Origin of the sequence: Haloplanus vescus (assembly GCF_900107665.1) — an archaeon.
Lineage (GTDB): Archaea > Halobacteriota > Halobacteria > Halobacteriales > Haloferacaceae > Haloplanus > Haloplanus vescus.
In genome coordinates this window covers 46,387-71,340 of record NZ_FNQT01000007.1, presented here as the reverse complement: position 1 = coordinate 71,340, position 24,954 = coordinate 46,387, and the positions used below count along the sequence as shown (strand labels likewise).

The following is a 24,954-nucleotide window of genomic DNA, read 5'->3' as shown; positions in this document are numbered from 1 at the left end:
TCACCGTACTGGTTGTTGACGTCGAGCGTGGTGACACGCGGACGCTGCACGGTCACACCGGGGGCGTTGTTGCTCCCGTTGGTCGTGTAGCGACCAGTTGCCTGGTCCTGCGGGATGTCCGGCACTTCGAGGGTGACACCCTCGTCGTTACCGGCCGTCTTCACGACGCCGCCCGAGATCGAACCGCCAAGTTCGATGTCGGACTCGCCTTGGTAGACGTTCGCGCCGTCGAAGACGTATCCTTCACCGTCGTAGGTGTCGAAGGTGCCACTACCAGCTGCGTTCCCAGCACGCTTATCGGAGTTGCTGCTAAGGCTGGTAATATCGAAGCTCACCGTACTACTTGCGCCGCTTGCGGCGCTAAGGGTGAGATCGTACGTACCAGTCGAGGCACCTTGGGTGTCCTGTGTGATGGTAAGGACAAGAGTGAAGGAGTGAGTCGTACCGTCAGTACCGGAGTCCTGGATGTCAATATTGTAATCACCGCTGGACTCGCTTACAGTACCGACACTAAGCTCGTCATCTGCATTTCTCAGGCTGACACTGACATCCTGAATCGTCGCACTACTGGTTCCTTCGTATGCATCAGCATCCAGCGTGTAGGTCTCAGGGGTCGTGTCGCCAGGAATTGTTGTTGAATACGTTACTTCCTGAGTGACAGAGGTCTGGCCAGCTACCAGATCCTGTGCACTCTGACCGGAAATACTGCTAACGTTCGCAGCAGCCGTTCCCGACAGCGCTACGGTGCCCGCGAAGACGGAAAACACCATAAGCGCGGCCAAGACGACTGCGCGAACTTTGCCGTTATAGTCTGTCATGTTTTGCGTTGTTTTCTGCAGTGGCAATCCAAGGGAATCCTTTCATGCCAAGTTTGTGGTCTGGTACTGCGCCAGCCACTGGTAGGGGTATTGGATATGACTGTTCGATATATTAAATGCTTTCTGGTATAGTGGATCAAGAATTGCTTAGAGAGTGCCTCTAAGGGCATGATACAGGCTCACAAGAATTGTGGACGAAAGAGTTCATTAAGATTCGGAAGTGTCCGGCAAGCAATCCAGAATTTCGTCTACAGAAACATCGAGATTAGGGATGTACACTTGTCGCCCGTTGCGTTCGACGGCATAGTTGAGGGTATCTGTGAGAAGCCCCTCAAAAACAGAGGGAAACAAATCACCAAATCGGGAGGGAATCGAGATCGTAGATCTATCATCTTCCATCCGATGATGTAGCCACCAAATCTCGACAAAGCACTTCGCGTGCGCGGTGTGATGGAAAAGATACGGCGGGATCAGCACGTCACTAAAGTCATCATTCCCCCGTGTTGCCCCGAGCGCATACAGGTATCGACCTAGACTACTCCCGAATTCACTGGGACGGGCCTCAGTATTCTGATCGGAGCCACGCTTAAGTAAGTCATAGGGGAATCCAACAGTCGTAGCGATTGAATCAAAGCGCGCGCGATGAGTATCAGTTGGACAGCGAAAGACAGGATAGTATGTATCCCGGAGAGTACCGCTGGCAAGTACCCACGCTAACAAGGCTGTGAGACCGATTGCCGAGCTATCGACAGCCGGAAGCCACTTCCGCTCGTGAGCGGTCTCAATCCCAGTCTGAACGTAGGGCTTGGTTCCCTGGCGCCAGTTCCGAATCGTACCTCGTGAAACATATTGAGATGCAGATTCAGGAGCCGATTCGGAATCCCGAACTTGCTGGTAGAGTTTCAAATAACCATAGCCACTCGGAGTATTAGTCCGACGATACGTCGAAGCAAAGGCCCTATCCGTGGGAGGTTGGAGCGTCCCGTGGGCGAGCTGTGTCGCGAGCGCTGATCGGATCGGGGTCGAGCCGGCTAGGTCACGAACAGTAGCAGCCGAGATCCACAGAAACTGCTGGTCGCTGATCGTTGCGGAACCATCGGCCACATCGTCGAACAGTGCCTGCAAATCGTGACAGAAATCCTCAGTCGGGACGTGGAGATTCGTGCCGGCCTTTCCGTCAGCAAAGTTCCCGCGGTTCAGGAGATGAACACGGACGAAATCACGTCGATGCTCTTCAGAAACACCAAACAGATACAGTGGCAAATCGAGATCCTGAATTGCTTTGACACCAACAGGTGTGCCCAAAATTGACAGTACGCGTCCTAGTAGTGACCCGCCATCACTAGGAATAATCTCACGCCCGCTATCGGGCTCGTCTGGATTTCGGTATCGATAGGGAATATCAAGCCAGCGTAAGAGGTGGGTGAGAGTACTAACCGTGAGAGGATCGTCAACCGAAAAATACGGAGTCATGTGGTCGGCCTGAATACCACCGCCAGAATAGACCCAGGCGACGAGTTGATTGAGCGCGCGAAATTGCTCGGACTCTGAGTCGATATCGACCCAACCACGATCTCGCGCGGTTCGAATAGCTTGTACAACGCGAGGAGTCTTCCCCTCAACAAGCCAGCCACGGATGGCACTCGGAGGGCGATTTACACGGCGAGCGATTTCGGCGCGTGCCAAGCCAGACTGTTCGTCAGACAGCCGTTTTGCCTCGCGGTATTGCTTGACAGTTTCCCAGCCCGAATCAGGCCCATAGGTGCGGGCAAGTTCTTTCTCCGATACAAACGTACGAACCACGTATAGCAGCCACTATCGCAGTAAGTGCTACAATCTTTTCGATTAATCAATGGTGTGGCTAACTTCCGTATCCGTCAAACAGACGAATATCACGATCCAGAATAAACAGCAGATTTCGAAGGAGTGAGAGCCTAGGCCGGAATTTGAATCCGGGGTCTCGTCCTTACCAAGGACTTGCTTTACCGAGGGGCCTTCGGCCCTGAAAGCGGCTACCTTTGCCGCAAATGTCCACTTTGCGCGCTTCTCATCTCTCTATTAGCAATCTACTTATAAAAGAATTGGGTATTCGGCCTCGTATGCCGTCTGTGGACGCAAGAAATCGACAAACGTGTTCGGGTAAGTGTTGCCCTACTCGTCACATCAGAATTTTGTGGGGTTTGAGTGGTTCAGCTGAATAGCTCCCTTCATCGAGGCGATTGACTCTATTGTAATTCTATTAGTTTGATGCCTTTCCTACTGAAACAGCCGATAAGTAGGTGTGCGACCCCATCATTATTGACTTCCGAATAGGTTTCAGCTAACGGCTTTGGGAACTATTGATTCTCAGAAACACTCCAGTTGATCTGAACCATGCCGTTCCATCCATATCTCCAGTTTCTGAAAAACGGGCGCGAGATCGTCTACCATCTCCGTCGGCTCATATTCTACTCGCGGGGGAATTTCGTCATACTGTGTTCGTTCAAGGAACCCAGCTTCGACAAGTTCGTCGAGTCGCCGGGAGAGTGTATTCGGCGACAGTTCGAGCGTGTCTTGAAGCACGCCGAAACGAATTGACTGCCCGTCTTTGGAGACGAACTCGTTGAGGATTGCTAAGGTATGTGCCCGCCCGAGAAGTGAAAAGAGTGTCCTCTCATCAACCGCTTCACTCCCTGTTGACTCCTGATTTACAGTAGCCTCGCTCATACAGCCACTACGAGATTCGTAGTTATGGCTGTTCCGAAAAACTGTATCCTCAACCGTGGATTCTACAGGTCAAGTCGGCAACGTACCTCCGGGTCTAATTCAAGGGAGAAATTAGTGATTCAGTTCCATTACTTCCACTATCGGTAGTAGCAACCACACTTCTAAGTTGGTAGCTTTTCACGCCGCCGCTCGTAGGACTGGAACGAGCAACCTTCAATGAAGATTGGAATTATCGGCGCAGGCAATATTGGCGGGACAGTCGCTCAGCACTTCGTTGACGCAGGGCATGAAGTAATGATCAGTAATTCTCGGGGGCCAGAAACACTCACCGACCTCGTTGACGAACTTGGCCCGAACGCGCAAGCAGGCACAGTCTCTGAGGCCGCCGACTTTGGAGACATCGCCATGGAGGCGATTCCCTTCAGTGCGTATGAATCCCTCCCTGCGGACGCCCTTAGCGGCAAAATCGTGATCAGTGCGGCAAACTACTACCCGGCACGTGACGGGATGATGGACTTAGCGGAGACACATACGGATACCATCGCAGAACATCTCGAAGACTCCCGTGTAGTCAAGGCATTCAACGAGACGTATTGGGAGACCCTCCGAGACGGACAACGGCCAGATGCCGATTTAGATGACCGGCTTGCGATCTTTCTCGCGGGGGATGATGAGGAAGCGAAGGAGGTCGTGGCAGGCCTCATCAAAGATATTGGCTTCGCTCCCGTGGACGCAGGCCCACTCACTGAGGGGGGTCGCCACATCGAGCCGGGGTCGCCCATCTACACCGAACCGATGACGGCGAGCGAGGCTCGGACACGGTTAGCAGCGCTCCAAACGACCGTGGCTGCGTATGAACACGGCTATTACGACCCCTCGAAGGAAATCACAGTTCAAGAGCTGGCCGATGAACTGGATATGAGTGAGGAATCGCTTTCGGAACAGCTTCAACAGGGGTCGGAGCAACTCATCAGTCAATACCTTGAGTGAGAGTGCCAGTTACAGCTCCCGATAGTTACTGATCGCTCTCCCATTTCTGACAGCTATCAGGAAGATGAATAGCAGTCCGGTAACATCTTCTCCTGTAGTTAGCAGTTGATCACCGCATCGAGGGATTTTCTATCACATTCCTGACTACGCTTCACTCATTCCTCTGTGAGTGCGAATTAGCGAAATCAGGTGTGTCCCTGAGGGGATGCGTCCCCGGTCAATTTTGGGTCTAACCCGCCGCAGTCTGCGACTTAGTTTGTGTGTCCTGACAATTAAATGAATCGCAGGACGGCGTGACAGCCACTATTTAGTGAGACACGGCTGTTTTGACCGCGTTGTGTTCGGGTCGGATAAATCCGTAAAATGTGCGTACAAGGAGTGTACGGAGGAAAGAGCCTAGGCGGGGATTTGAACCCCGGCTCTCGTCCTTACCAAGGACGCGCTTTACCGCTAAGCTACCCAGGCGCGTCTTCCGCTTGGCCGGAGGCGACTTTATTGGTTTCGATTTACGGGTCGGCGGCCGGGGCGGCGTCGCCGTCCGTCAGCGCGAGGATGCGGTCGGGCGTCGTCTCCGGGAGGGCGGCGTCCGGCGGCGGCAACTCGCCCTCGAACTCCCGGGCGAGGCCAGAGGCGTAGTCGAGGAGGTCCTCCCCCGGCGCGACGCCGACGGCCGTCGTCCCGGCGGCGACGGCGAGGGCGAACACGTCGGCTTCGAGGTTGCGGTCGAGCGCCGCCGTGTCGGCGTCGTCGGCGCGGCGGCGAGTCTGGTCGCGGCCGAAGGCGCGAACGACTTCGACGGCGCGTTCGGCCGTCTCGGTGCGCGCGAGGAGGTAGAAGCCCCGAGAGACGAGGACGTCGGCGGCGAGGATATCGAGGTCGGCGCGTTCGGCGTCCGCGTCGCCGTCGGTCCACGGTTCGTCGTGGGCGAGGACGCGAGTGAGGCGCAGGCCCTCGTAGATGAGTTGGACGCCCGCGGCGCGTTCGGCGAGGGGGTCGATGTCGACGGCCGAATCGAGCGTGCGAGCGCTCACGAGCGTCAAGACACTGGGCGTCATCGAGGCGTCCGCGAGTCGGTCGCGAAGCACCTCGCGGAGCCGTTCGGGTTCGATGTCGGCGAGCGCGTCGGTGGCGGCACGCCGGGCCCGTACGGCGTCGTCCATTAGCATTCGGTAGCGGAGGGAAGGGCAAAGACCTTTGGAAACGACCGTCGGCGAACGGCCGCTACAGGTGGAGTGGCTCGGGTGCGGGCGGCATCGAGCGCTTGTGTCGGCTCCGTTCGTACAGCTCGACGACGCGCTCGACCTGGTCGGCGGTCACGTCGAGGTGGCGAATCGTCGCCGACTTCGAGAGCGGGCCGTCGACGTGGAGTGCGAGGATGGCGTCGAGCGTGTCGTATCCCAGGCCCATCTCCGTCTCGTCGGTCTGGCCGGTCCACATCTCCGCGGAGGGCGTCTTGGTCACGAGGTCTTCCTCAACGCCGAGGTGGTCGGCAAGTTGGCGAACCTGCTGTTTGTAGAGGTTGCCGATGGGGTGGCAGTCGACGGCGCCGTCGCCGTACTTCGTGAAGTAGCCCGTGAGCGTCTCGCTCCGGTTGCCGGTGCCGAGGACGACCCGCCCCTCCGCGTTGGCGACGAAGTAGTTGAGGACGGCCCGAATCCGCACGCGGACGTTCCCGGCGGCGGTCCGAAGCGGGTCCGTCTCGATGTCCGTCGCCGTCGTGTCGCCGGGGAACGCCTCGACGAAGGCGTCGTAGATGGGACCGATGTCGATGACGTCGTAGTCGATGCCGAGGTCGCGGGCGACGCGTTCGGCGTCGCTCATGTTGTCGGCGGTGTTCACCTCGCTCGGCATCACGAGGCCGTGAACGCGGTCCGCGCCGAGGGCGTCGACGGCGAGGTGGGCGGTCAGCGTGCTGTCGATGCCGCCGGAGAGTCCGAGTACGGCCCCGTCGGCGCCGGCGCCGTCCACGGTCGACTGGATGAAGTCCGTGATGTGCTCGCGTGCGGTCTCCAGTTCCGGGTCCGAGAGACGGAGGTCGAGCGGTGCCGACGCTTCCACGATGACGGATTCGTTACTCATCGAGTAGCGATACGCCTGCCGCGTTGAAATACCCTCGCGTCGTGGCGTTCTGGTGGACGCACGTCCGGCCTGTGGGTCCGGAAGCGACCGAGCCGCCAGTTCACTCCACGTTAATTTCGGTGTCGTCGACGGCGCCCGCGGCCCCGCTCGCGGCGTCGCGACGCTCGCCGGTCGGCGGGTCGTCGGTGTGCTCGCGAACGCGGACGACGCGCTCGTACGGGAAGAAGTCGCGTTCGCCCCCGTGAGACACCCAGAGCCCCGAATCGTAGAAGTCGATGGCGTCGGCCTGCAGTGGTTCGCCGTCGTCGGGGTACGCCTCCTCGGTCAGATACACCGCGAACGACTGTGTCCCCGTCATACCGTGTCACGGTAGGGCGCGGGACGGTATAGTTCGTTCGCCGAAACGCTACGTTCAAGTGGGTCGCGGGAAAAATTCGCCTGCGAGCGCCGTTGGTCCAGTGGTAGGACAGTGGCTTCCCAAGCCACTAGCCCGGGTTCAATTCTCGGACGGCGCATTTCTGCCGAACGAATCGAGGGTGACCGTCTGGCTCCGGTTCAATTCCCGGACGACGCACTCCCGGAGGTCGTTTGCCGTCGGCGAGGTCCCGGAGCAACCCGTCCCCGCGATTTTTGTATCGCGCCGTCCGACCACGGCCCGTGTTCGCCCTCCAGTCTGCCCCGCCGTCGCTCGGCCCGCCAGCAGTGACGTTCGTCGTCCTCCTCGTCGTCGGCGTCGTCGTCGGCGCCGTCGGAAGCGCCGTCGCGCGACGGCTTTCGAACCCCGTCTCGAAGTACCGACTCCTCTACGTGGGCGTCCTCTTTCCCTACGCCCTCCTCGCCTACGGCGCCCTCGCACTCCTCGGCCTCGGCGGTGCCGTCAGCGCCGCGCTGGGGGTGGGCGCACCGGTCGCGACGCATCTCGCGGACTTCGTGACGCTGCTCGCGGCGGGCGTCGTCGGGCTCGGTGCCTACGGACCGACGGTCCGCGGCGTCTGTGCCGTTCGCGACATCGACCTCTCGACGGCCACGGCGCTGCGACAGATGGCCCGGTTCGTCGTCGGGATGAGCGTGCTCGTGACCGTGGCCATCGCGCCGCTCCAGGGCGGTGGCGTGGGGCCGTTCGAACTCGTCGGCGTCTTCGCCGTCCTCCTCGTCGTCGGCGTCGGCGGTGCGCCGTGGCTCATCCCGCTGATTCGGTCGACGACGGACCTCGATAGCGAGACGCGCGACCGACTCGCGACCCTGCGAGAGCGGGCGGGACTCGACGTGCGCGACGCCGTGGCGCTTGACACCGACGACGCGGAGACGGCGAACGTCCACGTCCGTGGCCCGCCAGGCTACCGACGGCTGTTCGTCACGACCACCTTCCTCGACCGCTTCGACGACGCGACGGCGACGGCTCTCCTCGCGATACAGGCCGGGCACGTCCGCACGCATCTCCTCGCGGCGCGCATCGCGACGGTCATCCTCGCCGCGGTCCCACTCGTCGCCGCCGTGGCGGGCGCACGACGGCGCTGGCTGCTACTCGGCGCGGCGCTTCTCGTCACGGTCGTCGGCTTCTGGTACACGCGCCGATGCATTCGACGGGCGGACGACGTGGCCGCGGAGCGAGTGGATGCCGACGCCGTCGCCGACGCCCTCGAACGCTACGCCGACGTGCACGGGATGGACCCCTCTCGGCGACGCGTCCCGAACCCGCTCTCGACGAACGTCCCACTCGGCGACCGAATCGACCGCCTCCGAACGCGGGCCAGCGAGAATAGCGTCGCTCAGGGCTGACGCTCGTCGACGACGGCCCGGAGTCGCGCCGTCGCGTCCGCGTCGTAGCGGAGCACGCGCCGCCACCACGGTCCCTTCCCCGAGTCGCTGGAGAGGTCGGTGACGAACGACCCCGCCGTCGCCCCGGCATCGGGGGCACTCAGCGGGACGGCACGGTCGAACAGCCGCGACCCCGGCCCGCCGGCCACCAACACCTCGGCGTCGAACGACTCGCGCTTGGCGTGGGCGTTGCTCGCGAACCGTTCGCGGACGGCGGGGTCGTCGCGATATTCCTCGCCGGAGCAGACGCGCTCGACCCGAAACTCACCGATGAGGTAGGCGCCCCACTCGGGAGGGAAGTCGGGCGCGTCGGCGGGGTCGCCCCGGAGCGAGAGCGTGGCGTAGAAAAAGAGCGAGTCGCCGGGGTCGAGCGTCGAGAGCGGCCCGGCTTTCACGCCGTGATTGTCGCCGTAGGTGTCGGTCGTCGACCCGTGGACGCCCGCGAACTCCGGGTCGAGGTGGACGGGGCGGTCAGCTACTTCACCGAGGTCGACGTCGATCGCCGGCGAGAGGTCGCCGTAGGTGGGCACTTCGTCGGCGACAGGTTCGCGCTCCGGGATGGGGAGGTACGCGAACCGGCCGTCGGGGAGAACTGGGGCGCGAAACCCGGGGAGCGTCGTGTTCGCGCCGACGTTGATGGCGACGGCCCGCGCCATCAGGGCGTGAACCGAATCAGGCGGTCGTCAGCGTCGACGGGCGACCCCCGGCCGTCGCGGTTGCTCGTCACGGCGTGCAGGTGTCCGTCGGGACCGGTGAACACCGTCCGAATCCGGCCGAACTCGCCATCGAACAGTCGTTCCTCGGCGGCGACGGTCGGTCCGTCGGGGCCGTCGCCGAAGGTCACGCGGTGGATGTGTTCGGCCTTGAGCGTCCCGAAGAAGAAGTCGCCCTGCCACGCCTCGATGGGGCCGTCGTACACCGTCGCGCTCGCGGGCGCGATGGTCGGCGAGTAACTCGTGACGGGGTCGGTGAAGCGCGCGTTCGAACTCGGGCCGCGGGCCTCGGGCCACCCGTAGTTTCGCCCGGGCTTGAGGACGTTTATCTCGTCGGCGACCTGTGGGCCGTGTTCGGTGCTGTAGAGGTCGCCGTCGCGGACGGCGAGGCCCTGCGGGTTGCGGTGGCCGTAGCTGAACACCGGCGAGTCGAAGGGGTTGTCGGGGTGGGGGTCGCCGTCGAAGGTCACCCGGAGGACCGACCCGGCGAGTACGTCGCGGTCCTGCGCCTGGTCAGCGACCGAGGCGTCGCCGGCGGTGACGAACAGGGAGTTGTCGTGGGCGAACACCCGCCCGCCGTCGTGGATGTGTGCGCCCGGAATCCCGGTGAGGAGTGACTCCGGCGCCCAGTCGTCGGTCAGGTCGTGGCGGACGAGGCGGTTCGCCAGTCCGTCGTCGGCCTCGTAGGTCTGGTAGGTGTAGGCGACCGGGTCGGTGGGATGGAAGGCAAGACCCAACAGTCCACCCTCCCCGGCGTGACGGACGCCCGCGACGGACTCGACGACCGGTTCGACCGTCCCGACGGCGACGCGGACGATACGCCCCGGGCGCTCGGTGAGATAGAGCGTCCCGTCGCGGTAGGCGGCCCCCCACGGGATTTCGAGGTCGGTGGCGAGCACCTCTGCGGTGGGGTCGCCGCTCGTCGACTGGGGTGTCGTCGTGGGTTCCCCGTCCTCCGACTCACCGGCACAGCCGGCGACGGCGGCGACGCCGAGCGTGGCGAGGTAGCGTCGTCTGTCCATGGCCGAGCATCGGGGCTGGAGCGTGAAAAGCCTATTCTGGCGGGGAGAGCGATCGCTGGAACTCGTCGAACACGTCGAGGTCTTCGGGGAGGTCGTAGTCGATGCGGCGCTTCTCCTTGCGGTTCTCACCGCCCGCCTCGAGGGGTTCGGCCACGTTCTCCCAGCCGGGTTTGACCCGGACGCTCTTGGCGGGCATACCGACGGCGATGTGGTGGTCGGGAACGTCGCCCTGCACGACGGCACGGGCGCCGACGACGGCGTTCTGACCCACCCTCGACCCCGCACTCACCATGGCGTCGTAGGTGACGCGAGCGTCGTCCTCGATGACCGTGTGGTAGTTTTTGACCTCGGTCTGGTCGACGACGTCGTGGTCGTGGCTGTAGAGGTGGACGCCGTCGGAGATAGAGACGCGGTCGCCGACCGTCAGCTGCCCGCGGTCGTCGAGGTGGACGTCGTCATGGATGACGACGTTGTCGCCGACGGAGATGTTGTGGCCGTAGGTGAAGGTGATGCCCTTGAAGAATCGACAGTCGTCGCCGCAGTCGGCGAAGAGGTGGTCGGCGAGCATCCGCCGGAATCGGAGGGCGAACTCGACGTTGTCGGCCATGGGCGTGGCGTCGAACTGCCGCCAGAGCCACTGGAGGTGCTTGGAGCGCTGGAAGCGGGACTCGTCTTTCTCGGCGTAGTACTCGCTCTCGAGCGTGGCGTTACAGGGGTCGTAACCCTGGAGGCGGACGCGTTCGGCGGGCGAGACGTCGCCACCGTTCTGCCAGCGCTCGTACGCCTCGCGGTCCCCGAACAGGTCGATAAGTACGTCCTGTACCACCGCACAGGTGTCCTCGTCCGAGGAAAGTCGCTCGTCGACGTGGTCGATGAACTCGCCGACCCCGTCGTCGGCCTCGGCGGGGAGCGAGACGTGTCGCTTCGTCATTTCAGCCGTGGTAAGTCAGGAGTCCCCAAAGGGGTTCGGATGTGCGCGGCCCGCGGGACGGCGCGGGCTTACGCGAGGAAGACGTGCCGCGGTCGGTCCGCGAGGACGTCACGCCCCCACGAGACGGTGTCCGCGAACTCGTCGGAGCGGAAAAAGCCCATGGCGTCGTCTTTCGAGCGCCACTGACTGGCGATGAACATGTCGTTCTCGTCCTCGACGTTGATCATCAGGTCCGTCTCGCCGTGGCCCTCCATCTCAGCCAACAGGTCGCCGACCGTCTCGAACTTGTCAACGAAGTCCTCGCGATGGTCCGGTTTGACCGTGTAGAACATGCCCATCGTGCCGAACCCGGACTCCTCGCCCGCCCGACTGACGATGCCGGGGAGTTCGGAGAGGAAGCCCGCGGCGGTGTCGGCAGCGCTCGCCGTCTCCCAGATGCTCACGACCGCTCGCCGGTCGCGTTCGAGGGCGTCGTACACCGCCGTCATCTCGTGGGTGTCGTAGTGGTCGAAGTTCGACCGCAGGCCGTCGACCTCCTCGAACAGTTCGTCGGCGTCGGCCTCGGAGTAGAGGACCGTCGCGTACACGTCCTCGCCGTGGGGCTGGCCGGCGTAGATGTTCAGGTCTTCGAGTTCGCCGCGGATGCCGCCGTCCGCGTCACCCTCGTCGTCGCCGTGGGCGTGGTCGTCACCTTCGCCGTGAGCGTGACCCCCACCGTGGCCGTGACCGCCGTCCTCGCCCGTCGGCACGTCCTCGCCCGCGAGGAAGGCGGGCAGGTCGCTCGGCGGGAAGCGCCGCCCGACGTAGAAGGGGCCGAACTCGCTGTAGCGGGCGCTCGCCTCGTCGTAGCGCATCTCGTAGACGATGTCCTTGAGGTCGGTCGGGTCCTCGGAGAAGAGCGTCACGCCCCACTCCCAGTCGTCGAGACCGACCGAGGAGGCGACGATTTGCTTCACCTGTCCGGCGAACTCGCGGCCGTGTTCGCCGTGCTCTTCCATCATCTCGCGGCGGCGCTCGAAGGGCAGGTCGTACCAGTTGTCCTGCTCGCCCCGCTTCCGGCTCATCGGGTAGAAACTGACGTACTGGTCGTCCGGAATCTCTGGTTCGAGCTTCCCCTCGATGTAGCGTTTGAGGCCGGTGTCGACCTCCTCTTCGTCGTCGGCGAAGTAGGCGTCCGAGACGTAGCCGCTGACCTCGGTGACGGAAACGTAGGAGGTAGACTGCTCGGTGAAGGCGCCGAGCGCCGTGCGGTCGAACTGACGTTCGGCGGTCGAGAGGGCATCCAGCGTCGGGCGCAGGTGGACGATGAGCAGGTCGGCCTTGTGTCCGACCATGGCGAAGACGGCGGAGGCACCGTCCTCGTCATCGACGGCTTCGTGGCGCTGGAGGTACTCCACACCTTCCTCGACGGCCCGGTCGCGCTCCCGTTCGGGGGCGTCGCGCCACGCCGACCAGTCGACGCGACGGAAGTCGTGCAGTGCGTACCAGCCTTCGTCAGTCTGGGGTGGCTCGCGCATGAGTCGCTGTTGGCACTGGGGGGGTATGGGAGTTGTGTGTCGCTTCCAACGAGTGGGAAGCGACCTACGAAAGCAACTGCGGCCCGAAGATCATCAGGATGAGCGACGCGAGCATCGTCAACCCGATGCTGGTGGTGATGGTCTGCACCAGTCGCTCGGAGTCCGAGACGGGGAGCCGCGACACCACGGCTTCGGCGCCCATCCGCAGGATGCGCCCGCCGTCGAGCGGGTAGCCCGGGATGCAGTTGAACAGGCCGAGTTGGAGGTTCACCCACGCCGTCCAGAAGAGGACGTTCGCGAAGATGAACACCCCGTCACCGAGGGGCGCCAGCGGTCCCTGAATCACGTAGAAGTCGGTGACTGCGGGCGTGAACCCGGGGAAGTTGGGGATGCCGAGGACGATGGAGGCGAGGGGGAGAACGAGGGCGACGTACACCAAGGCGAACGGCGAATCCGTCAGGCCGGGGAACATCGACCCCTCGCCGCCACCGCCGGACCCGCCGAGGAGTTCGAGGTAGGTGGCGGCGGGGTAGGTGCGGACGCCGAAGTCGGTGACGAGCAATCCGCTCGTACCGGGGAAGAGGTCGACGCCGACGAAGGCGTTGCCGTCGCGCGGGGTCTCGCCGAGGCGCACGTCGTAGGACTGGAACGCGCCGTCGGCGTAGACGCGGACGCTGACGCGGTCACCGTCGTCGTACCCGTCGAGGGTGCGCGCGAGGTCCGTCGAGGAGGTGATGCGCTCGCCGTCGATCCCGGCGATGAGGAACGAGGTGTTCGCGAGGTCGTCGCCGGAGGCGTTGGCTATCGGTCCGTCGGGGGCGGCGCGAGTGACGTACGCCCCGACGGGAATCGTTCGCGTGCCGGCCGTCGTCTCGACGCGAGCGAAGTCGCCGGCGTCTTCGAGCGCCGACTGGAGTTCGCCGCGCGTCTGGACCGCCGTCCCGTTAACCGCGGTGATGCCGATGGGGTCGTCTTCGACCGTCAGGTTCGCGGGGTTGCCGTCGACACTCCCGACGGCGACGAGGGAGCGCTCGACTTGCACCGTCCGCTCGCCGTCGACTTCGACGCTGACGGTGCGGTCCTCGGCGGCGAGGAGCGCGTTATCGAGGTCGCGTTCGGTCGTCACGTTCGTCCCCTCGATGGCGGTGATGCGGTCGCCGTTGTCGATGCCGGCGGCCGACGCCGGCGACCCCGCGTATGCGCCGTCGACGGCGACGCCGGGGGCGACGCCGACTGCGCCGACGACGGGGCCGAACAGGAGCGCGAAGGCGATGGCGGTCAGGACGAAGTTGTTCGTCACGCCCGCGGCGAACATCCGGGTTCGCGCCCCGCGGTTCGCGTTCGACTGGCTCTCCTCGTCGGGTTCGACGAAGGCGCCGACGGGGATGAACGCGAGGAAGACGGCGCCCATCGAGTCGATGTCGATGTCCTCGACGCGACAGAGCAGGCCGTGCCCGCCCTCGTGGACGACGAGGCCGACCAGCAGGCCGAAGACGATTTCCGGAGCGACCGAGAGAGGAAGGAAGTCGTTGACGCCGGGGACGACGAGGAAGTTCTCGGGCTGGTTGACCGCCGACGGCGCCGGCGGGTTGCGGAGGATGGAGATGGCCTGAAAGAGCAGGAGGACGAACATCCCGACCATGATGACGAGGGCGACGCCGACACCGACGTTGCTCCATGCTCGCCAGAAGCGTTTGGGCTTGGCGAGGCGGGTGAGCAGGGCGCGCCCGCGCTTCGTGTGTATCGTCGCAATCGGCCCCTGCAGTCGCACGGAATCGGGCAGGTAGCCGCGAATCTGGAGGGCCTTCGCTGCGAGAGAGTAGACGAGGATACCGACGAGCACCCACAGCAGCGTGTTCATTCGAGCCGAGAGAAGGCCGCGACGGCAAAAGGCGTTCGGATACGGCGGCTACGCGTCGGGGGCGTCGATACCGAGTTCGGCAAGCAGCGTCCGCGCCGCGGCGGCCGAGGACCCCGGGCCGCGGGCGGTGACGAGCGACCCGTCGACGGTGACGGAGGTGTCGGCGTCGAGTTCGGCGTCCCAGTTCGCGCCCGCGGCTTTCACCTCGTCTTCGACCCAGTACGGCAGCTTCCGGCCGTCTGGCATCAGGTCGTGGTCGTCGACGATTCCCTCCTCCCACTCGTTCGGGAAGCCGGTCACGTCGCGCCCGTCGACGAGGAAGTCGCCGTCGCTCGTCCGGGTGAACGCGAGGATGCCGACGGCGTGGCAGACGACGAGCGCCGTCCCGTCGCCCTCGACGGTGTCTCGGAGGAGCGCCCGCGCGTGGCGGTCCTGATTGACGTCCCACTCCGTCCCGTGCCCGCCGGGGAAGACGACGGCGTCGTAGTCGGCGGCGTCGACCGCTGTAATCGATTCGGGGTCGTTGAGTCGCGCGTCCGTCTCGTGGACGTCTCGGACGTGGGGCCGCCGTCTCCTCGCCGACGTTGGCCGGGTCGACCGACCGCTCGTCGACGACGGGCGGCGACCCAGTCGGCGTCGCGACGGTGATGTCGACGCCCGCCGCGTCGAGCGTCGTCAACGGCTCGATGCATTCCTCTCCCCAGTACCCCCCTCCTCGCTGACGACGAACAGTGCGGATGGCATACGCGGCGGGATAGGAGCGGCGGCGTAAAGAGAGACGCGGTGGCGGCGATTCGGAACCCGCGCGGCTTTTTCCCGTGGCGCCAGAAAGGGCATCCATGACACGCTTCGACGCCGCCGACACCGGCGCCCGGTGCAAACTGTTCGCGGAAGCGGTGCTCGCCCACCGGAACCGCGGGAGCCAGTTCCTGACTATCGAAGTCGACGCCGAAGACGCGCCGGGCATCGACCCGGACGCCGACGACCCCGAACCGGTCCCGTGGATTCAGTTCGCGGACGAGACGTTCAACCTCGATTGCTCCGACGCGGAACTCGACCGCCTGAAGGGGCTACTCTCGGAGTTCCCCGAGTGTCGCATCGAGAAAATCGAACGCCCCGACGAGGCCGAGGGGGCGAACGTCCGAATCACCGCCCGGTCGGACGCCAACCGACTGGGGCAGTTCGCCGACCGCGCCCTCCAGGCCACCTACGAACTCGACGACGACTACCGGGCGTGGGTGACACAGGTCTGAGCGGCGGGGACGCACCCATCGACCGGGACTCGTCGGTATAGGAAACGTGATGGTCGTCGCGCCCCGGACTCCCTGTATGAACGGACGAAATCACGTCAGGCGCGCAACGAGGTGTGACGCGACGTGAGCGAGACCGCCGACCCGCCGTCCCTCCTGTCGCGTCCACTAATCCCCGTCGCGAGCGAGGACGACGCGCGCGAGACGTGCCGGGCGGCGTTCCCTCGCATCGCCGCCGAAGGCGGCCGCCCGGTCGTCGTCCACGTCGTCGAGAAAGCCGGCGGCGCGCCCGACAAGGCCTCGGTCGAACAGCGTGAGGCGGCGGCGGAAGACGCGTTCGCCGTCGTCCGCGAGGCCGCCGCCGACGCGGGCGTCGACGTGGAGACGGAGATTCGCTACGGGACGGACGTGGCGGCGACGATTATCGACGCCGCGACCGACGTCGACGCGAGCGCCATCGTCTTCCACCCCCGGGACGGGTCGTGGCTGCTCGACCTCCTGACGGGGAACGTGCGTGACCGACTCGTCAGCGAGAGCGACCGACCGGTGGTCGTGTTGCCGGACGTGGAGGCCGAGCAGTGAGCGACGAAGAACTCGCGAAAGACCTCGGTCCGCTGGCGGCGCTGACCATCGGCGTCGGGACGATGATTGGCGCGGGCATCTTCGTCCTGCCGCGAACGGCCATCAGTCAGGCGGGGTCGTTCGCCGTCGTCGCCTTCCTCCTCGGCGGCGGTATCGCCCTGCTGACGGCGTTTTCGGCAAGCGAACTCGGGACGGCCATGCCCAAGTCGGGCGGGGCGTACTACTACGTCAACCACGCGCTCGGCCCGCTGTTCGGGTCGATTGCGGGGTGGGCCAACTGGCTCGGCCTCGCCTTCGCCTCCGCGTTCTACATGGTCGGCTTCGGCCAGTACATCCAGCAGATATTCGGGCTGACGGGGACGGTCGGCGTCGGCCCAATCGCTCTCGACCCAGTGAAGGTCATCGCGCTCGCGGGGGCGATACTCTTCATCGCCATCAACTACGTCGGCGCGAAGGAGACGGGGCGGCTGCAGAACATCATCGTCATCCTACTGGTTGGGATTTTGGCCGTCTTCACCGCCTACGGTGCGCTCCGCGCCGACCCGGCGAACCTGCCGCCCGCGGCGACGTTCAGCGACACGATGGCGGTGACGGGCATCGTCTTCGTCTCCTATCTCGGCTTCGTCCAGATTACGAGCGTCGCCGAGGAGATCAAGAATCCCGGCGTCAACCTGCCGCGGGCGGTCATCGGCAGCGTCCTCCTCGTCACCGTCATCTACGTGCTCGTACTGGTGACGATGGCCGCCGCGGTCGAACAGGGGTTCATCGACGCGCTCCCGAACGAACAAATCGCCGTCGTCGAAGTCGCGCGCCTGTTGCTCGGGCCGGCGGGCGCCATCGCCATGCTCCTCGGGGGCTTGCTGGCCACCGCCTCCAGCGCCAACGCCTCCATCCTCGCCTCCTCGCGCATCAACTTCGCGATGGGGCGTGACGGCATCGTCAGCGAGTCGCTCAACGAGATTCACCCGCGCTTCGCCACCCCGTATCGCGCCATCGCCATCACGGGCGCGCTCATCGTCTTCTTCATCGCCGCCGGGACGGTCGAGACGCTGGCGGCGATGGGGAGTGTCCTCCACCTGCTCATCTACGCCCTCCTCAACGTCGCACTCATCGTGATGCGGGAGGCCGAGCCGTCGGACTACGACCCGGACTACACGGTGCCGCTCTATCCGGTGGTGCCGATTCTGGGCGCGCTCACCGCTCTCGGTCTCATCGTCTTCATCGCGCCGCTGGTCATCGCGTTCAGCGCCCTGCTCGTCGCGGGTGCCATCGTCTGGTACTTCGCTTACGCGCGGTCCCGCGCCACCAAGCAGGGCGTCCTCTCCGAGTACATCCTCAACCGGGCCGAGGACCTGCCGGACGCCGCCGTCGACGCCGCCGCGAGCGTGCAACCGGACGGCGGCGAGTACCGAGTGATGGTGCCGCTGGCGAATCCGGAGCACGAGGCCGAACTGATAGAGCTCGCGAGCATCATCGCCAAGGCGCACGGGGGGACGGTCGTCGCCACCCACATCATCACGGTGCCGGACCAGACGGCACTCGAACGCGCCCGCGGCCGGAGCGACGACATCGACGAAACCTCGAAGTTCCTCCTCGACCGGGCGCGGGCGGACGCCGAGACGTTCGGCGTCGACGTGGAGACCCACACCATCCTCTCGCATCGCTCCTACGAGGGCGTCTTCGACGCGGCGCGCACTCACGACGCCGACCTCGTGGTGATGGGCTGGAACCCCGGCGCCCACGGCGCCCCGGGGCGGGTCGAGGGGACGATGGACGAACTCGTCAGCTCCCTGCCCTGCGACATGCTTGTGCTCAGAGACCGGGGCTTCGACCCGTCCCGAATCGTCGTGCCGACGGCCGGAGGCCCGGACTCCGAACTCGCCGCGGAGGTGGCGGCGCTCCTACGGACGGCCCGCGACGCCGAGGTGCGGGTGCTCCACGTCGCCGACGACGTTGCGGCGGGCGAAGCGTTCCTCGAAGAGTGGGCGACAGAGCACGGCCTCGAAGGGGCGGAGCTCGTCGTGCGCTCGGGCGACGTGGAGGCAGCCATCGAAGCGGAAGCGGCGGACGCCACGATGCTTATCATCGGTGCGACGGAGCGGGGCCTCCTCGACCGACTCGTGCGGGGCGCCCTCGCACTCGACGTGGTCGACGAGGTGGACTGCTCGGTCCTGCTGGCCGAACGCGAGCGCGACCGAGGGCTGCTGGAACGGCTGTTCGGCTGACCCAACCTGACGGTTTTTATCCCTCGACCGCCCGGTAGCGGACATGAACGCGGATTCGGACGCGAGTGGGGGCGTCGGCGTCGATGCCGACGCGGTGACCGGCCCCCCGGACGGCATGGTCGACGTCCGCGAGGAACTGACGCCGATGCTGAGTCAGTACTTCGACCTGTGTGCCGAGTACGAGGACGCCCTCCTCCTCTTCCAGAACGGTGACTTCTATCAGACCTACTGCGAGGCGGCCGCGGAGACGGCGCGCGTCTGCGAACTTACCCTGACCGAACGCGAGGACAGCACGGGCACCTACCCGATGGCGGGGATTCCTGTCGACAACGCCGCGACGTACGTCGAGCGACTGCTCGATTCGGGCTACCGCGTTGCCATCGCCGAACAGGTCGAGACGCCCGAGGAGGCGTCGGGCCTCGTCGACCGCGCGGTGACGCAGGTGGTGACGCCGGGGACCGTCCTCGACGACGAGTTGCTGGGCACGGGGACGAAAAACTACGTCGCTGCGGTGCGTCGAGTGGGCGAGACGCGGGCCGTCGCCGCCGTCGACGCCGCGACCGGCGAGTGCTTGGTGACGAGCGTCGCGGACGACGCGAGTCTGGCGGCCGAACTCGACCGCCTCACGCCCGCCGAACTACTCGTCGGCCCGGACGCGTCCGTCGACCGCGAGGCGCTGTCGGTGTCGCCGATGGCGACCGACCACGAGGCGGCGGGGATGAGCGACGACGAGGCCACCGAACGGCTCGAATCCTACGTCTCGAACCCCGACGCGGTCGTGGAGAGCGACGCCGAGCGCCGGGCCTGCGGGACGGTGCTCGCGTACGCCGAGTGGACGCAGGGCGACGACGGCCCCCTCGAATACGTCACGCGAATCACCCACTACGACCCGCGGGAGGCGCTCGGCCTCGACGCGACGGCGATTCGGAGCCTCGAACTCTTCGAGAACCGGGGCGCGGGCGCGAGCGAGACGCTGTTCAGCGTGCTCGACGAGACGGCGTGTGCGCTGGGTCGGCGAGCGCTCGACGGGTGGCTCCGCCGCCCGCTGATCGACCGCGAGGCCATCGAGGCGCGTCACGACGCCGTGGCGGCCCTCGACGACGACGCCCTCGCCCGCGAGGAGATTCGCGCCGCGCTGGCCGAGGTGTACGACCTCGAACGCCTGACTGGGCGGGTGTCGCGCGGGCGGGCGAACGCCCGCGACCTGCGCTCACTGGGCGCGACGCTCGACGCCGTCCCGGACGTGCTGGCGGGGCTCTCGGCAGTCGCGGACGATGCGGCGCGCCTCGATCACCTGCGCGAGCGCATCGACCCACTGGACGAGGTGCGGAATCTCATCGACCGGGCAATCCAGCCCGACCCCCCGGTCGAAGTGACCGAGGGGGGCGTGATTCGCGAGGGGTTCGACGAGGAACTCGACGACCTGCGGGCGACGGAGCGAGAGGGTCGAGCGTGGGTGGCCGACCTCGAAGCCCGGGAACGGGAGCGGACGGGCATTGACTCGCTCTCGGTCGGGCACAATCAGGTCCACGGTTACTACATCGAGGTGACCGACCCGAACCTGGACCGCGTGCCCGACGACTACACCCGGCGCCAGACGCTGAAGAACGCGGAGCGGTTCTACACGCCGGAACTCAAACAGCGCGAGGACGAGATTCTGGGCGCGGCCGAGCGCGCCGACTCGCTGGAGTACGAGCGCTTCCGCGAGGTGCGGGCGAGCGTCGCGGAGGAGACGGACCTCCTCCAGGCGCTTGCGGACGCGCTGGCGGAACTCGACGCCCTCGCGACGCTCGCGACGGTGGCCGTCGAGCGAGAGTACGTTCGGCCGACGTTCCACGACGGCGGCGTCGAAATCGAGGCCGGGCGGCATCCGGTAGTCGAGGAGACGCAGGCGCGGTTCGTCCCGAACGACGCCGCGCTCCCGCCGGGGAGCGTGACGCTCGTCACCGGCCCGAACATGAGCGGGAAATCGACGTACATGCGGCAGGTGGCGCTGGTCGTCGTCCTCGCGCAGGTGGGGAGTTTCGTGCCCGCGGACGCCGCGCGCCTGCCCGTCGTCGACCGGGTGTTCACCCGCGTCGGCGCGAGCGACGACATCGCGGGCGGGCAGTCGACGTTCATGCGCGAGATGACCGAACTCACGTCGATTCTCCACGAGGCGACGCCGGCGTCGCTCGTCCTCTTGGACGAGGTTGGGCGCGGGACGAGCACAGCGGACGGCCGCGCCATCGCCCGCGCCACCGTCGAGTTCCTCCACGACGAGGTGGGTGCGACGACGCTCTTTGCCACACACTACCACGACCTGACGGGACTGGCCTCGGCACACGAGGGTGTCCGCAACCTGCACTTCGCGGCCGAACGCGACGGCGACGACGTGACCTTCCTCCACCGCGTCGCCGAGGGACCCGCCTCGTCGTCGTACGGCGTCGAAGTCGCGCGCCTCGCGGGCGTCCCCGACCCGGTGGTCGAGCGCGCGCGAGGATTGGTGGACAGCGGCGACGAAACGACTCCCGAGACGAACGGTCACGACGAGCGCGTCCAAGCGACACTCGACGGCGCGACGGCAGCGGAGGCGACGACGGCCGACGACGCCCTCGACGACGTGGCGGCGACGCTCCGGGAGACGGACCTCGCGACGACGACGCCAATCGAGGCGCTGACCCTCCTCGCGGAGCTGCAAGACCGGGTGGGAGAATGAGGCGACTGGACCGGGAGACGGTCGACCGCATCGCCGCGGGCGAGGTGGTGACTCGGCCGGCCCGCGTCGTCGTCGAACTCGTCGAGAACGCCCTCGACGCGGGCGCAGAGCGAGTCGAAATCGAGGTGGCGGGCGACGGCACCGAGCGGATTCGCGTCGTCGACGACGGGCGAGGGATGAGCGAGTCCGAGGCGCCGATGGCCGTCGAGCGCCACACGACGAGCAAGCTCCCGGACGGCGACCTGACGGGCGTCGACACGCTGGGCTTCCGGGGCGAGGCGCTGGCGAGCATCGCGGACGTGGCGCGACTCACGCTCACGACCAACGACGGCGGCAGGCGCGGGACGCGAGTGCGCGTCGACGGCGACGACGTGAGCGTCGCGGACGCGGGGCGGGGCCGAGGGACGACCGTCGAGGTGCGCGACCTGTTCTACAACCGCCCGGCGCGGAAGGAGTCGCTGGCCGCGCCGGCGACGGAGTTCGAGCAACTCAGCGAGCGCGTGTCGGCCTACGCCCTCCTGCGCCCCGAGGTGGCCGTCGTCCTCGAACACGACGGGCAGCGAGTGTTCGCGACGCCGGGGTCGGGCGACCCAGTCGACGCCGCCCTCGCCGTCTACGGCCGGGAGGTGGCTCGCGAGAGCACGACCCTCGACGCCGAGACGACGCTGTCCGTCGACGGCCGGGAGCTGGCAGTCCGAATCCGGGGCCTGCTCGCCTACCCGTCCGTCACGCGTGCCGCGAGCGAGCACACCCGCCTCGCGGTCAACGGCCGACCCGTCGCCGTCCCGTCGCTCCGCCGAGCAGTCGAGCGCGGCTACGGGTCGCTCCTGCCGAACGACCGCCACCCCGTCGCGGCGCTCGACGTGTCACTTCCGCCCGAGGCGGTCGACCAGAACGTCCACCCGACGAAGCAGACGGTGGCGCTCCGGGCGGCCGACGCCGTCGCGTCGGCAGTCGAAGACGCCGTGGCGGACGCACTCGAAACGGCGGACCTCCGGCGGTCGGCGGACGTGGCGATGGACCTCGACGCGGCGCTCGGCCCCGTCGAGCGCGAGTCGTCGCGGCTGGGCGACGCGACGTTCGTCGGGCAGTTTCGCGACCTGTACCTGCTCTGTGAGGCGGGCGACGAGTTGCTGGTAATCGACCAGCACGCCGCCCACGAGCGAGTCAACTACGAGCGCCTGCGCGACGCCCTCGACGGCACGGAGGCGCCGTCGGCGACGCTCGACCCGCCGGTGACGCGGGCGCTTTCGCCGAGCGAGGTGGCCGCCGTCGAACGGTACGCGGACGAACTCAGTGCCCTCGGCTTCGACTGCGACCCCTTCGGCGGCGGGACGGTCCGGATTCGGGCCGTGCCCGCCCCGTTCGGCCGGGTCGCGGACGCCGACGCACTCGAAACGACGCTCGCGGCGCTGCGCGAGGGCGGCGACGCCGACCCGCGGGACGAACTCCTCGCGGACTTGGCCTGTCACCCGTCGCTCAAGGCGGGCGACACGCTCGACTGCGACGACGCCGCGGCACTCGTCGAACGACTCGGAGCCTGCGAGCAACCCTTCGCCTGCCCGCACGGCCGGCCGACGGTACTGGCGCTCGACGAAACGCATCTCGCGAACGCCTTCGAGCGCCACCCGCGGCGCGGCTGATACTGTCGGCTGTAACTGGTGCGAGACGTTCGGCACCCCGGAGTGCCGAACGTCTGTATCGACTCACAGCCGACAGGATACTCACCACTCCTTGCAGTCGGCACAGACGTACCGCTCACCGTCGCGCCAGCGCCAAGAGACGACGGCGCTGCAGGCGTCGCAGGTGCCGTCGGCAGTCCACCGGGCAGTCGGGGTGGCGGGGGCGGGCGCGTCGGCATCGGCTGTGTGGTCGGCCATCTGTCACTCCGTCGCGCGGTCGTGCGCCGTCGCCGCGAGGTCGATGGCGGTGTCGAGGTCCGGGCCGATGGGCGACCCGACGACGACGCTGTCGGCGTGGTCGAGAACCGCCGCGAGGCGGTCGGCCACCTCGTCGACCGTCCCCGCGACGCAGAAGGCCTCGACCATCGCGGGCGAGACGCGGTCGAACGCCTCGGAGAAGTCGCCGGCGCTGAGGGCGTCGCCGATGGCCGCGGCGCGGTCGTGGTCCAGGTCGTGCCGGTCGAGGACCGGCGGGGCGGCGCCGGCGGCGATGAAGGCGACGGGGGGTCGAGCGGCCGCGCGGGCGGCCTCGCCGTCCTCCGCGACGCTGACGCTCGCGTAGGCGGCGAGGTCGAACTCGCCGAGGCCGTCGAGGCGGTCGTCGAGTCCGTCCTCGACCTGGTCGCGCGCCCACCGCAGGTCGGCGGGGTGGGAGCCGTTGAACAGCAGACCGTCGGCGTGCTTGGCCGCCATCTTGCACATGTGCGGCCCCTCGCCGCCGACGTAGGTCGGAATCGGCGTCGGCACCTCGAAGTTGAGGCCCGCGTCCTCGGCGGTGAAGGTGCCGTCGTGGGTGACGCGCTCGCCGTCCCAGAGCCGTTGGGCGACCTTGAACGCCTCGAGGACGGGGCGCAGGCCCCGGTCGTCGGCGAGGCCGAGATTCTGGAGCGTCGAGGGGTCGCCGGGGCCGATGCCGAAGACGGCGCGGCCGTCGCTGGCCTCGGCGAGCGTCCCCACCTCGCCCGCGAGCGTCACGGGGTGGCGTTCGAGCGGGTTGACGACGCCCGGCCCGAGGCGGACGGTGTCGGTCGCGTCGGCGAGGCGCGCGAGCGCCGCGAAGGGCGAGCGGTTGTTGTAGTGACTGGAGACGAAGAGCGTGTCGTAGCCGGCGCGTTCGACCGTCGTGCCGAGGTCGACCAGTCGGTCCAGCGGATGCTCGGGCGTGAGCTCGAATCCGAACATCAGCGGCGGTACCTCCCCGGCGACGAACGCGTCGGAATCATAGGGTGCGTGGATTAGTGTCGACGTGCAAAAAGCGTTCGTCGTCCGCGGGGTCTGCCGCGAACGGTGACGCTCAATCGTCCTCGAACGACCACCCACGAAGCGCCTGCCGGACGAAATCGCCCTCCACGTCCCGAAAGAGGGCGTCGCTGCCGTCGTGGTCGCCGAACTCGAAGTCGCGGACGACGACGACCGGCGTGCCGCCCGCGCCCTCGCCGGCGACGAGGTTGGCCGCGGCGGCGAGTTCGTCGACGATGGCTTGGACGGTGACGCCGAGTTCGCGCCCCTCGCGGTCGTGTTCGCCCCGCCAGTCGCGGGCCGCGGGCGTGCCCGCCCAGCCGACCGCGACGCCGCGCTGGCCGTGTCGGAAGGGTCGCCCGCAGGTGTCGGTGACGACCACGCGCTCGGCATCCAGTCCCGACGCGATTCGGGCCGCACTCTCGTCCGGTCGCCGGGGAAGGAGCAACAGGTCGCCGCCGGGCACGTTCGAGCGGTCGATGCCCGCGTTGACCGTGACGTGACCGAAGCGCGTCTCCGTGAGGAGGAAGGGCGCCTCCATCAGGAGGTCCGTGCTCTCTTCGAGGACCGCCTGCGCGAACTGCGGGTCCTTCTCCTCGCCCGTCGCGCGTTCGAGGCGTGCGGCGACTTCGCGGGCGCGCGGCCCCGCCGGGAAGTCTTCGAGGTCCGCGACCCGTCCCTCGGCTTTCGAAACGACCGTACTCGCCACACAGACCACGTCGTCCGGGCGGAGGTCGACCCGGTCGGAGACGAGGGCGGCGATGTCGTCCTCGGGCGTGATTTCGGGGAGGTCGGGGACGGGAAAGACTGTCATTCCCTCCGA

General features: G+C 66.5%; 21 protein-coding genes, 2 tRNA genes and 1 pseudogene. 8 read left to right on the top strand and 16 right to left on the bottom strand.

Annotated features, from left to right (window positions below):
• From BLU18_RS14310 to BLU18_RS14295, 3 genes are all read right to left on the bottom strand, one after another.
• Positions 1 to 818, bottom strand: an 818-nt coding sequence (locus BLU18_RS14310; protein ID WP_218124121.1) for a surface glycoprotein, incomplete at its 3' end; no start/stop codon positions are given.
• Between the two features lie 207 nt (positions 819 to 1,025).
• Positions 1,026 to 2,621, bottom strand: coding sequence for a hypothetical protein (locus BLU18_RS14660; RefSeq protein WP_143025283.1), 1,596 nt, complete (start codon positions 2,619 to 2,621; stop codon positions 1,026 to 1,028).
• 543 nt (positions 2,622 to 3,164) lie between these two features.
• Positions 3,165 to 3,524 carry a winged helix-turn-helix transcriptional regulator gene (locus BLU18_RS14295; RefSeq protein ID WP_092636080.1) on the bottom strand — a complete coding sequence of 120 codons (360 nt, stop codon included), beginning with the start codon at positions 3,522 to 3,524 and terminating at the stop codon, positions 3,165 to 3,167.
• Positions 3,525 to 3,740: 216 nt separating this feature from the next.
• Between BLU18_RS14295 and BLU18_RS14290 the strand changes: the two genes are divergently transcribed.
• The gene (locus BLU18_RS14290) at positions 3,741 to 4,514 is read left to right on the top strand and encodes an NAD(P)-binding domain-containing protein (protein WP_092636078.1); all 774 of its coding nucleotides are present in this window, start codon (positions 3,741 to 3,743) and stop codon (positions 4,512 to 4,514) included.
• 393 nt (positions 4,515 to 4,907) lie between these two features.
• On the opposite strand, the gene BLU18_RS14285 is transcribed toward BLU18_RS14290, so the two are convergent.
• From BLU18_RS14285 to BLU18_RS14270, 4 genes are all read right to left on the bottom strand, one after another.
• Positions 4,908 to 4,979: transfer RNA gene (locus tag BLU18_RS14285), tRNA-Thr, on the bottom strand.
• Positions 4,980 to 5,020: 41 nt separating this feature from the next.
• Entirely contained in the window at positions 5,021 to 5,674 is a 654-nt protein-coding gene (locus tag BLU18_RS14280) for a DUF7114 family protein (RefSeq protein ID WP_092636076.1), read from the bottom strand.
• Between the two features lie 61 nt (positions 5,675 to 5,735).
• Positions 5,736 to 6,593, bottom strand: a complete 858-nt coding sequence (locus tag BLU18_RS14275) for an NAD+ synthase (protein WP_092636074.1) — start codon at positions 6,591 to 6,593, stop codon at positions 5,736 to 5,738.
• Positions 6,594 to 6,693: 100 nt separating this feature from the next.
• Positions 6,694 to 6,951, bottom strand: a complete 258-nt coding sequence (locus BLU18_RS14270) for a hypothetical protein (RefSeq protein ID WP_092636072.1) — start codon at positions 6,949 to 6,951, stop codon at positions 6,694 to 6,696.
• A gap of 86 nt (positions 6,952 to 7,037) precedes the next feature.
• Here BLU18_RS14270 and BLU18_RS14265 point away from each other — a divergent pair.
• Together BLU18_RS14265 and BLU18_RS14260 are read left to right on the top strand one after the other, a co-directional pair.
• A tRNA-Gly gene (locus BLU18_RS14265) sits at positions 7,038 to 7,108 on the top strand.
• A gap of 142 nt (positions 7,109 to 7,250) precedes the next feature.
• Entirely contained in the window at positions 7,251 to 8,372 is a 1,122-nt protein-coding gene (locus tag BLU18_RS14260) for a M48 family metalloprotease (RefSeq protein ID WP_176791262.1), read from the top strand.
• Here the strand turns inward: BLU18_RS14260 and BLU18_RS14255 are convergent.
• The 6 genes and pseudogenes from BLU18_RS14255 to BLU18_RS14230 form a co-directional block, all read right to left on the bottom strand.
• The gene (locus tag BLU18_RS14255; RefSeq protein ID WP_092636070.1) at positions 8,363 to 9,067 is read right to left on the bottom strand and encodes an Nmad3 family putative nucleotide modification protein; all 705 of its coding nucleotides are present in this window, start codon (positions 9,065 to 9,067) and stop codon (positions 8,363 to 8,365) included. The genes BLU18_RS14260 and BLU18_RS14255 overlap by 10 nt on opposite strands.
• Positions 9,067 to 10,146 (bottom strand): PQQ-dependent sugar dehydrogenase, encoded by a 1,080-nt coding sequence (locus BLU18_RS14250; RefSeq protein ID WP_092636068.1) that lies wholly within the window; start codon positions 10,144 to 10,146, stop codon positions 9,067 to 9,069. Before BLU18_RS14250 ends, BLU18_RS14255 begins: the two co-directional genes overlap by 1 nt.
• A 31-nt stretch (positions 10,147 to 10,177) precedes the next feature.
• Positions 10,178 to 11,077, bottom strand: a complete 900-nt coding sequence (locus BLU18_RS14245) for an acyltransferase (protein ID WP_092636066.1) — start codon at positions 11,075 to 11,077, stop codon at positions 10,178 to 10,180.
• A gap of 68 nt (positions 11,078 to 11,145) precedes the next feature.
• Entirely contained in the window at positions 11,146 to 12,594 is a 1,449-nt protein-coding gene (locus BLU18_RS14240; protein WP_092636064.1) for a heme-binding protein, read from the bottom strand.
• Positions 12,595 to 12,658: 64 nt separating this feature from the next.
• Entirely contained in the window at positions 12,659 to 14,455 is a 1,797-nt protein-coding gene (locus BLU18_RS14235) for a site-2 protease family protein (protein WP_092636062.1), read from the bottom strand.
• Positions 14,456 to 14,503: 48 nt separating this feature from the next.
• A pseudogene (locus BLU18_RS14230) lies at positions 14,504 to 15,199 on the bottom strand (type 1 glutamine amidotransferase domain-containing protein).
• A 95-nt stretch (positions 15,200 to 15,294) separates the two neighbouring features.
• Here BLU18_RS14230 and BLU18_RS14225 point away from each other — a divergent pair.
• From BLU18_RS14225 to mutL, 5 genes are all read left to right on the top strand, one after another.
• The gene (locus BLU18_RS14225) at positions 15,295 to 15,708 is read left to right on the top strand and encodes a DUF7975 family protein (RefSeq protein WP_092636060.1); all 414 of its coding nucleotides are present in this window, start codon (positions 15,295 to 15,297) and stop codon (positions 15,706 to 15,708) included.
• Positions 15,709 to 15,831: 123 nt separating this feature from the next.
• Positions 15,832 to 16,287, top strand: coding sequence for a universal stress protein (locus BLU18_RS14220; protein WP_092636058.1), 456 nt, complete (start codon positions 15,832 to 15,834; stop codon positions 16,285 to 16,287).
• Positions 16,284 to 18,512, top strand: coding sequence for an amino acid permease (locus tag BLU18_RS14215; protein WP_092636056.1), 2,229 nt, complete (start codon positions 16,284 to 16,286; stop codon positions 18,510 to 18,512). The genes BLU18_RS14220 and BLU18_RS14215 overlap by 4 nt, the downstream gene beginning before the upstream one ends.
• Before the next feature lie 43 nt (positions 18,513 to 18,555).
• On the top strand, positions 18,556 to 21,210 hold the full coding sequence (gene mutS / locus BLU18_RS14210) for a DNA mismatch repair protein MutS (RefSeq protein WP_092636054.1): 2,655 nt from the start codon (positions 18,556 to 18,558) through the stop codon (positions 21,208 to 21,210).
• Entirely contained in the window at positions 21,207 to 22,853 is a 1,647-nt protein-coding gene (gene mutL, locus BLU18_RS14205; protein ID WP_092636052.1) for a DNA mismatch repair endonuclease MutL, read from the top strand. The genes mutS and mutL overlap by 4 nt, the downstream gene beginning before the upstream one ends.
• Positions 22,854 to 22,934: 81 nt before the next feature.
• On the opposite strand, the gene BLU18_RS14995 is transcribed toward mutL, so the two are convergent.
• The 3 genes from BLU18_RS14995 to BLU18_RS14195 form a co-directional block, all read right to left on the bottom strand.
• Positions 22,935 to 23,090, bottom strand: a complete 156-nt coding sequence (locus BLU18_RS14995) for a DUF7573 domain-containing protein (protein WP_176791261.1) — start codon at positions 23,088 to 23,090, stop codon at positions 22,935 to 22,937.
• A gap of 3 nt (positions 23,091 to 23,093) precedes the next feature.
• Positions 23,094 to 24,074 carry a 5,10-methylenetetrahydromethanopterin reductase gene (locus tag BLU18_RS14200; RefSeq protein ID WP_092636050.1) on the bottom strand — a complete coding sequence of 327 codons (981 nt, stop codon included), beginning with the start codon at positions 24,072 to 24,074 and terminating at the stop codon, positions 23,094 to 23,096.
• 112 nt (positions 24,075 to 24,186) lie between these two features.
• Positions 24,187 to 24,945 (bottom strand): coenzyme F420-0:L-glutamate ligase, encoded by a 759-nt coding sequence (locus tag BLU18_RS14195; RefSeq protein ID WP_092636094.1) that lies wholly within the window; start codon positions 24,943 to 24,945, stop codon positions 24,187 to 24,189.
• Positions 24,946 to 24,954: the final 9 nt, after the last annotated feature.

Coding starts and splice junctions, on each gene's coding strand:
- BLU18_RS14225 (WP_092636060.1), top strand. CDS start 15,295: ATGACACGCTTCGACGCCGCCGACACCGGCGCCCGGTGCAAACTGTTC.
- BLU18_RS14250 (WP_092636068.1), bottom strand. CDS start 10,146: ATGGACAGACGACGCTACCTCGCCACGCTCGGCGTCGCCGCCGTCGCC.
- BLU18_RS14275 (WP_092636074.1), bottom strand. CDS start 6,593: ATGAGTAACGAATCCGTCATCGTGGAAGCGTCGGCACCGCTCGACCTC.
- BLU18_RS14240 (WP_092636064.1), bottom strand. CDS start 12,594: ATGCGCGAGCCACCCCAGACTGACGAAGGCTGGTACGCACTGCACGAC.
- mutL (WP_092636052.1), top strand. CDS start 21,207: ATGAGGCGACTGGACCGGGAGACGGTCGACCGCATCGCCGCGGGCGAG.
- BLU18_RS14295 (WP_092636080.1), bottom strand. CDS start 3,524: ATGAGCGAGGCTACTGTAAATCAGGAGTCAACAGGGAGTGAAGCGGTT.
- BLU18_RS14235 (WP_092636062.1), bottom strand. CDS start 14,455: ATGAACACGCTGCTGTGGGTGCTCGTCGGTATCCTCGTCTACTCTCTC.
- BLU18_RS14200 (WP_092636050.1), bottom strand. CDS start 24,074: ATGTTCGGATTCGAGCTCACGCCCGAGCATCCGCTGGACCGACTGGTC.
- BLU18_RS14995 (WP_176791261.1), bottom strand. CDS start 23,090: ATGGCCGACCACACAGCCGATGCCGACGCGCCCGCCCCCGCCACCCCG.
- mutS (WP_092636054.1), top strand. CDS start 18,556: ATGAACGCGGATTCGGACGCGAGTGGGGGCGTCGGCGTCGATGCCGAC.
- BLU18_RS14290 (WP_092636078.1), top strand. CDS start 3,741: ATGAAGATTGGAATTATCGGCGCAGGCAATATTGGCGGGACAGTCGCT.
- BLU18_RS14195 (WP_092636094.1), bottom strand. CDS start 24,945: ATGACAGTCTTTCCCGTCCCCGACCTCCCCGAAATCACGCCCGAGGAC.
- BLU18_RS14255 (WP_092636070.1), bottom strand. CDS start 9,067: ATGGCGCGGGCCGTCGCCATCAACGTCGGCGCGAACACGACGCTCCCC.
- BLU18_RS14245 (WP_092636066.1), bottom strand. CDS start 11,077: ATGACGAAGCGACACGTCTCGCTCCCCGCCGAGGCCGACGACGGGGTC.
- BLU18_RS14270 (WP_092636072.1), bottom strand. CDS start 6,951: ATGACGGGGACACAGTCGTTCGCGGTGTATCTGACCGAGGAGGCGTAC.
- BLU18_RS14280 (WP_092636076.1), bottom strand. CDS start 5,674: ATGGACGACGCCGTACGGGCCCGGCGTGCCGCCACCGACGCGCTCGCC.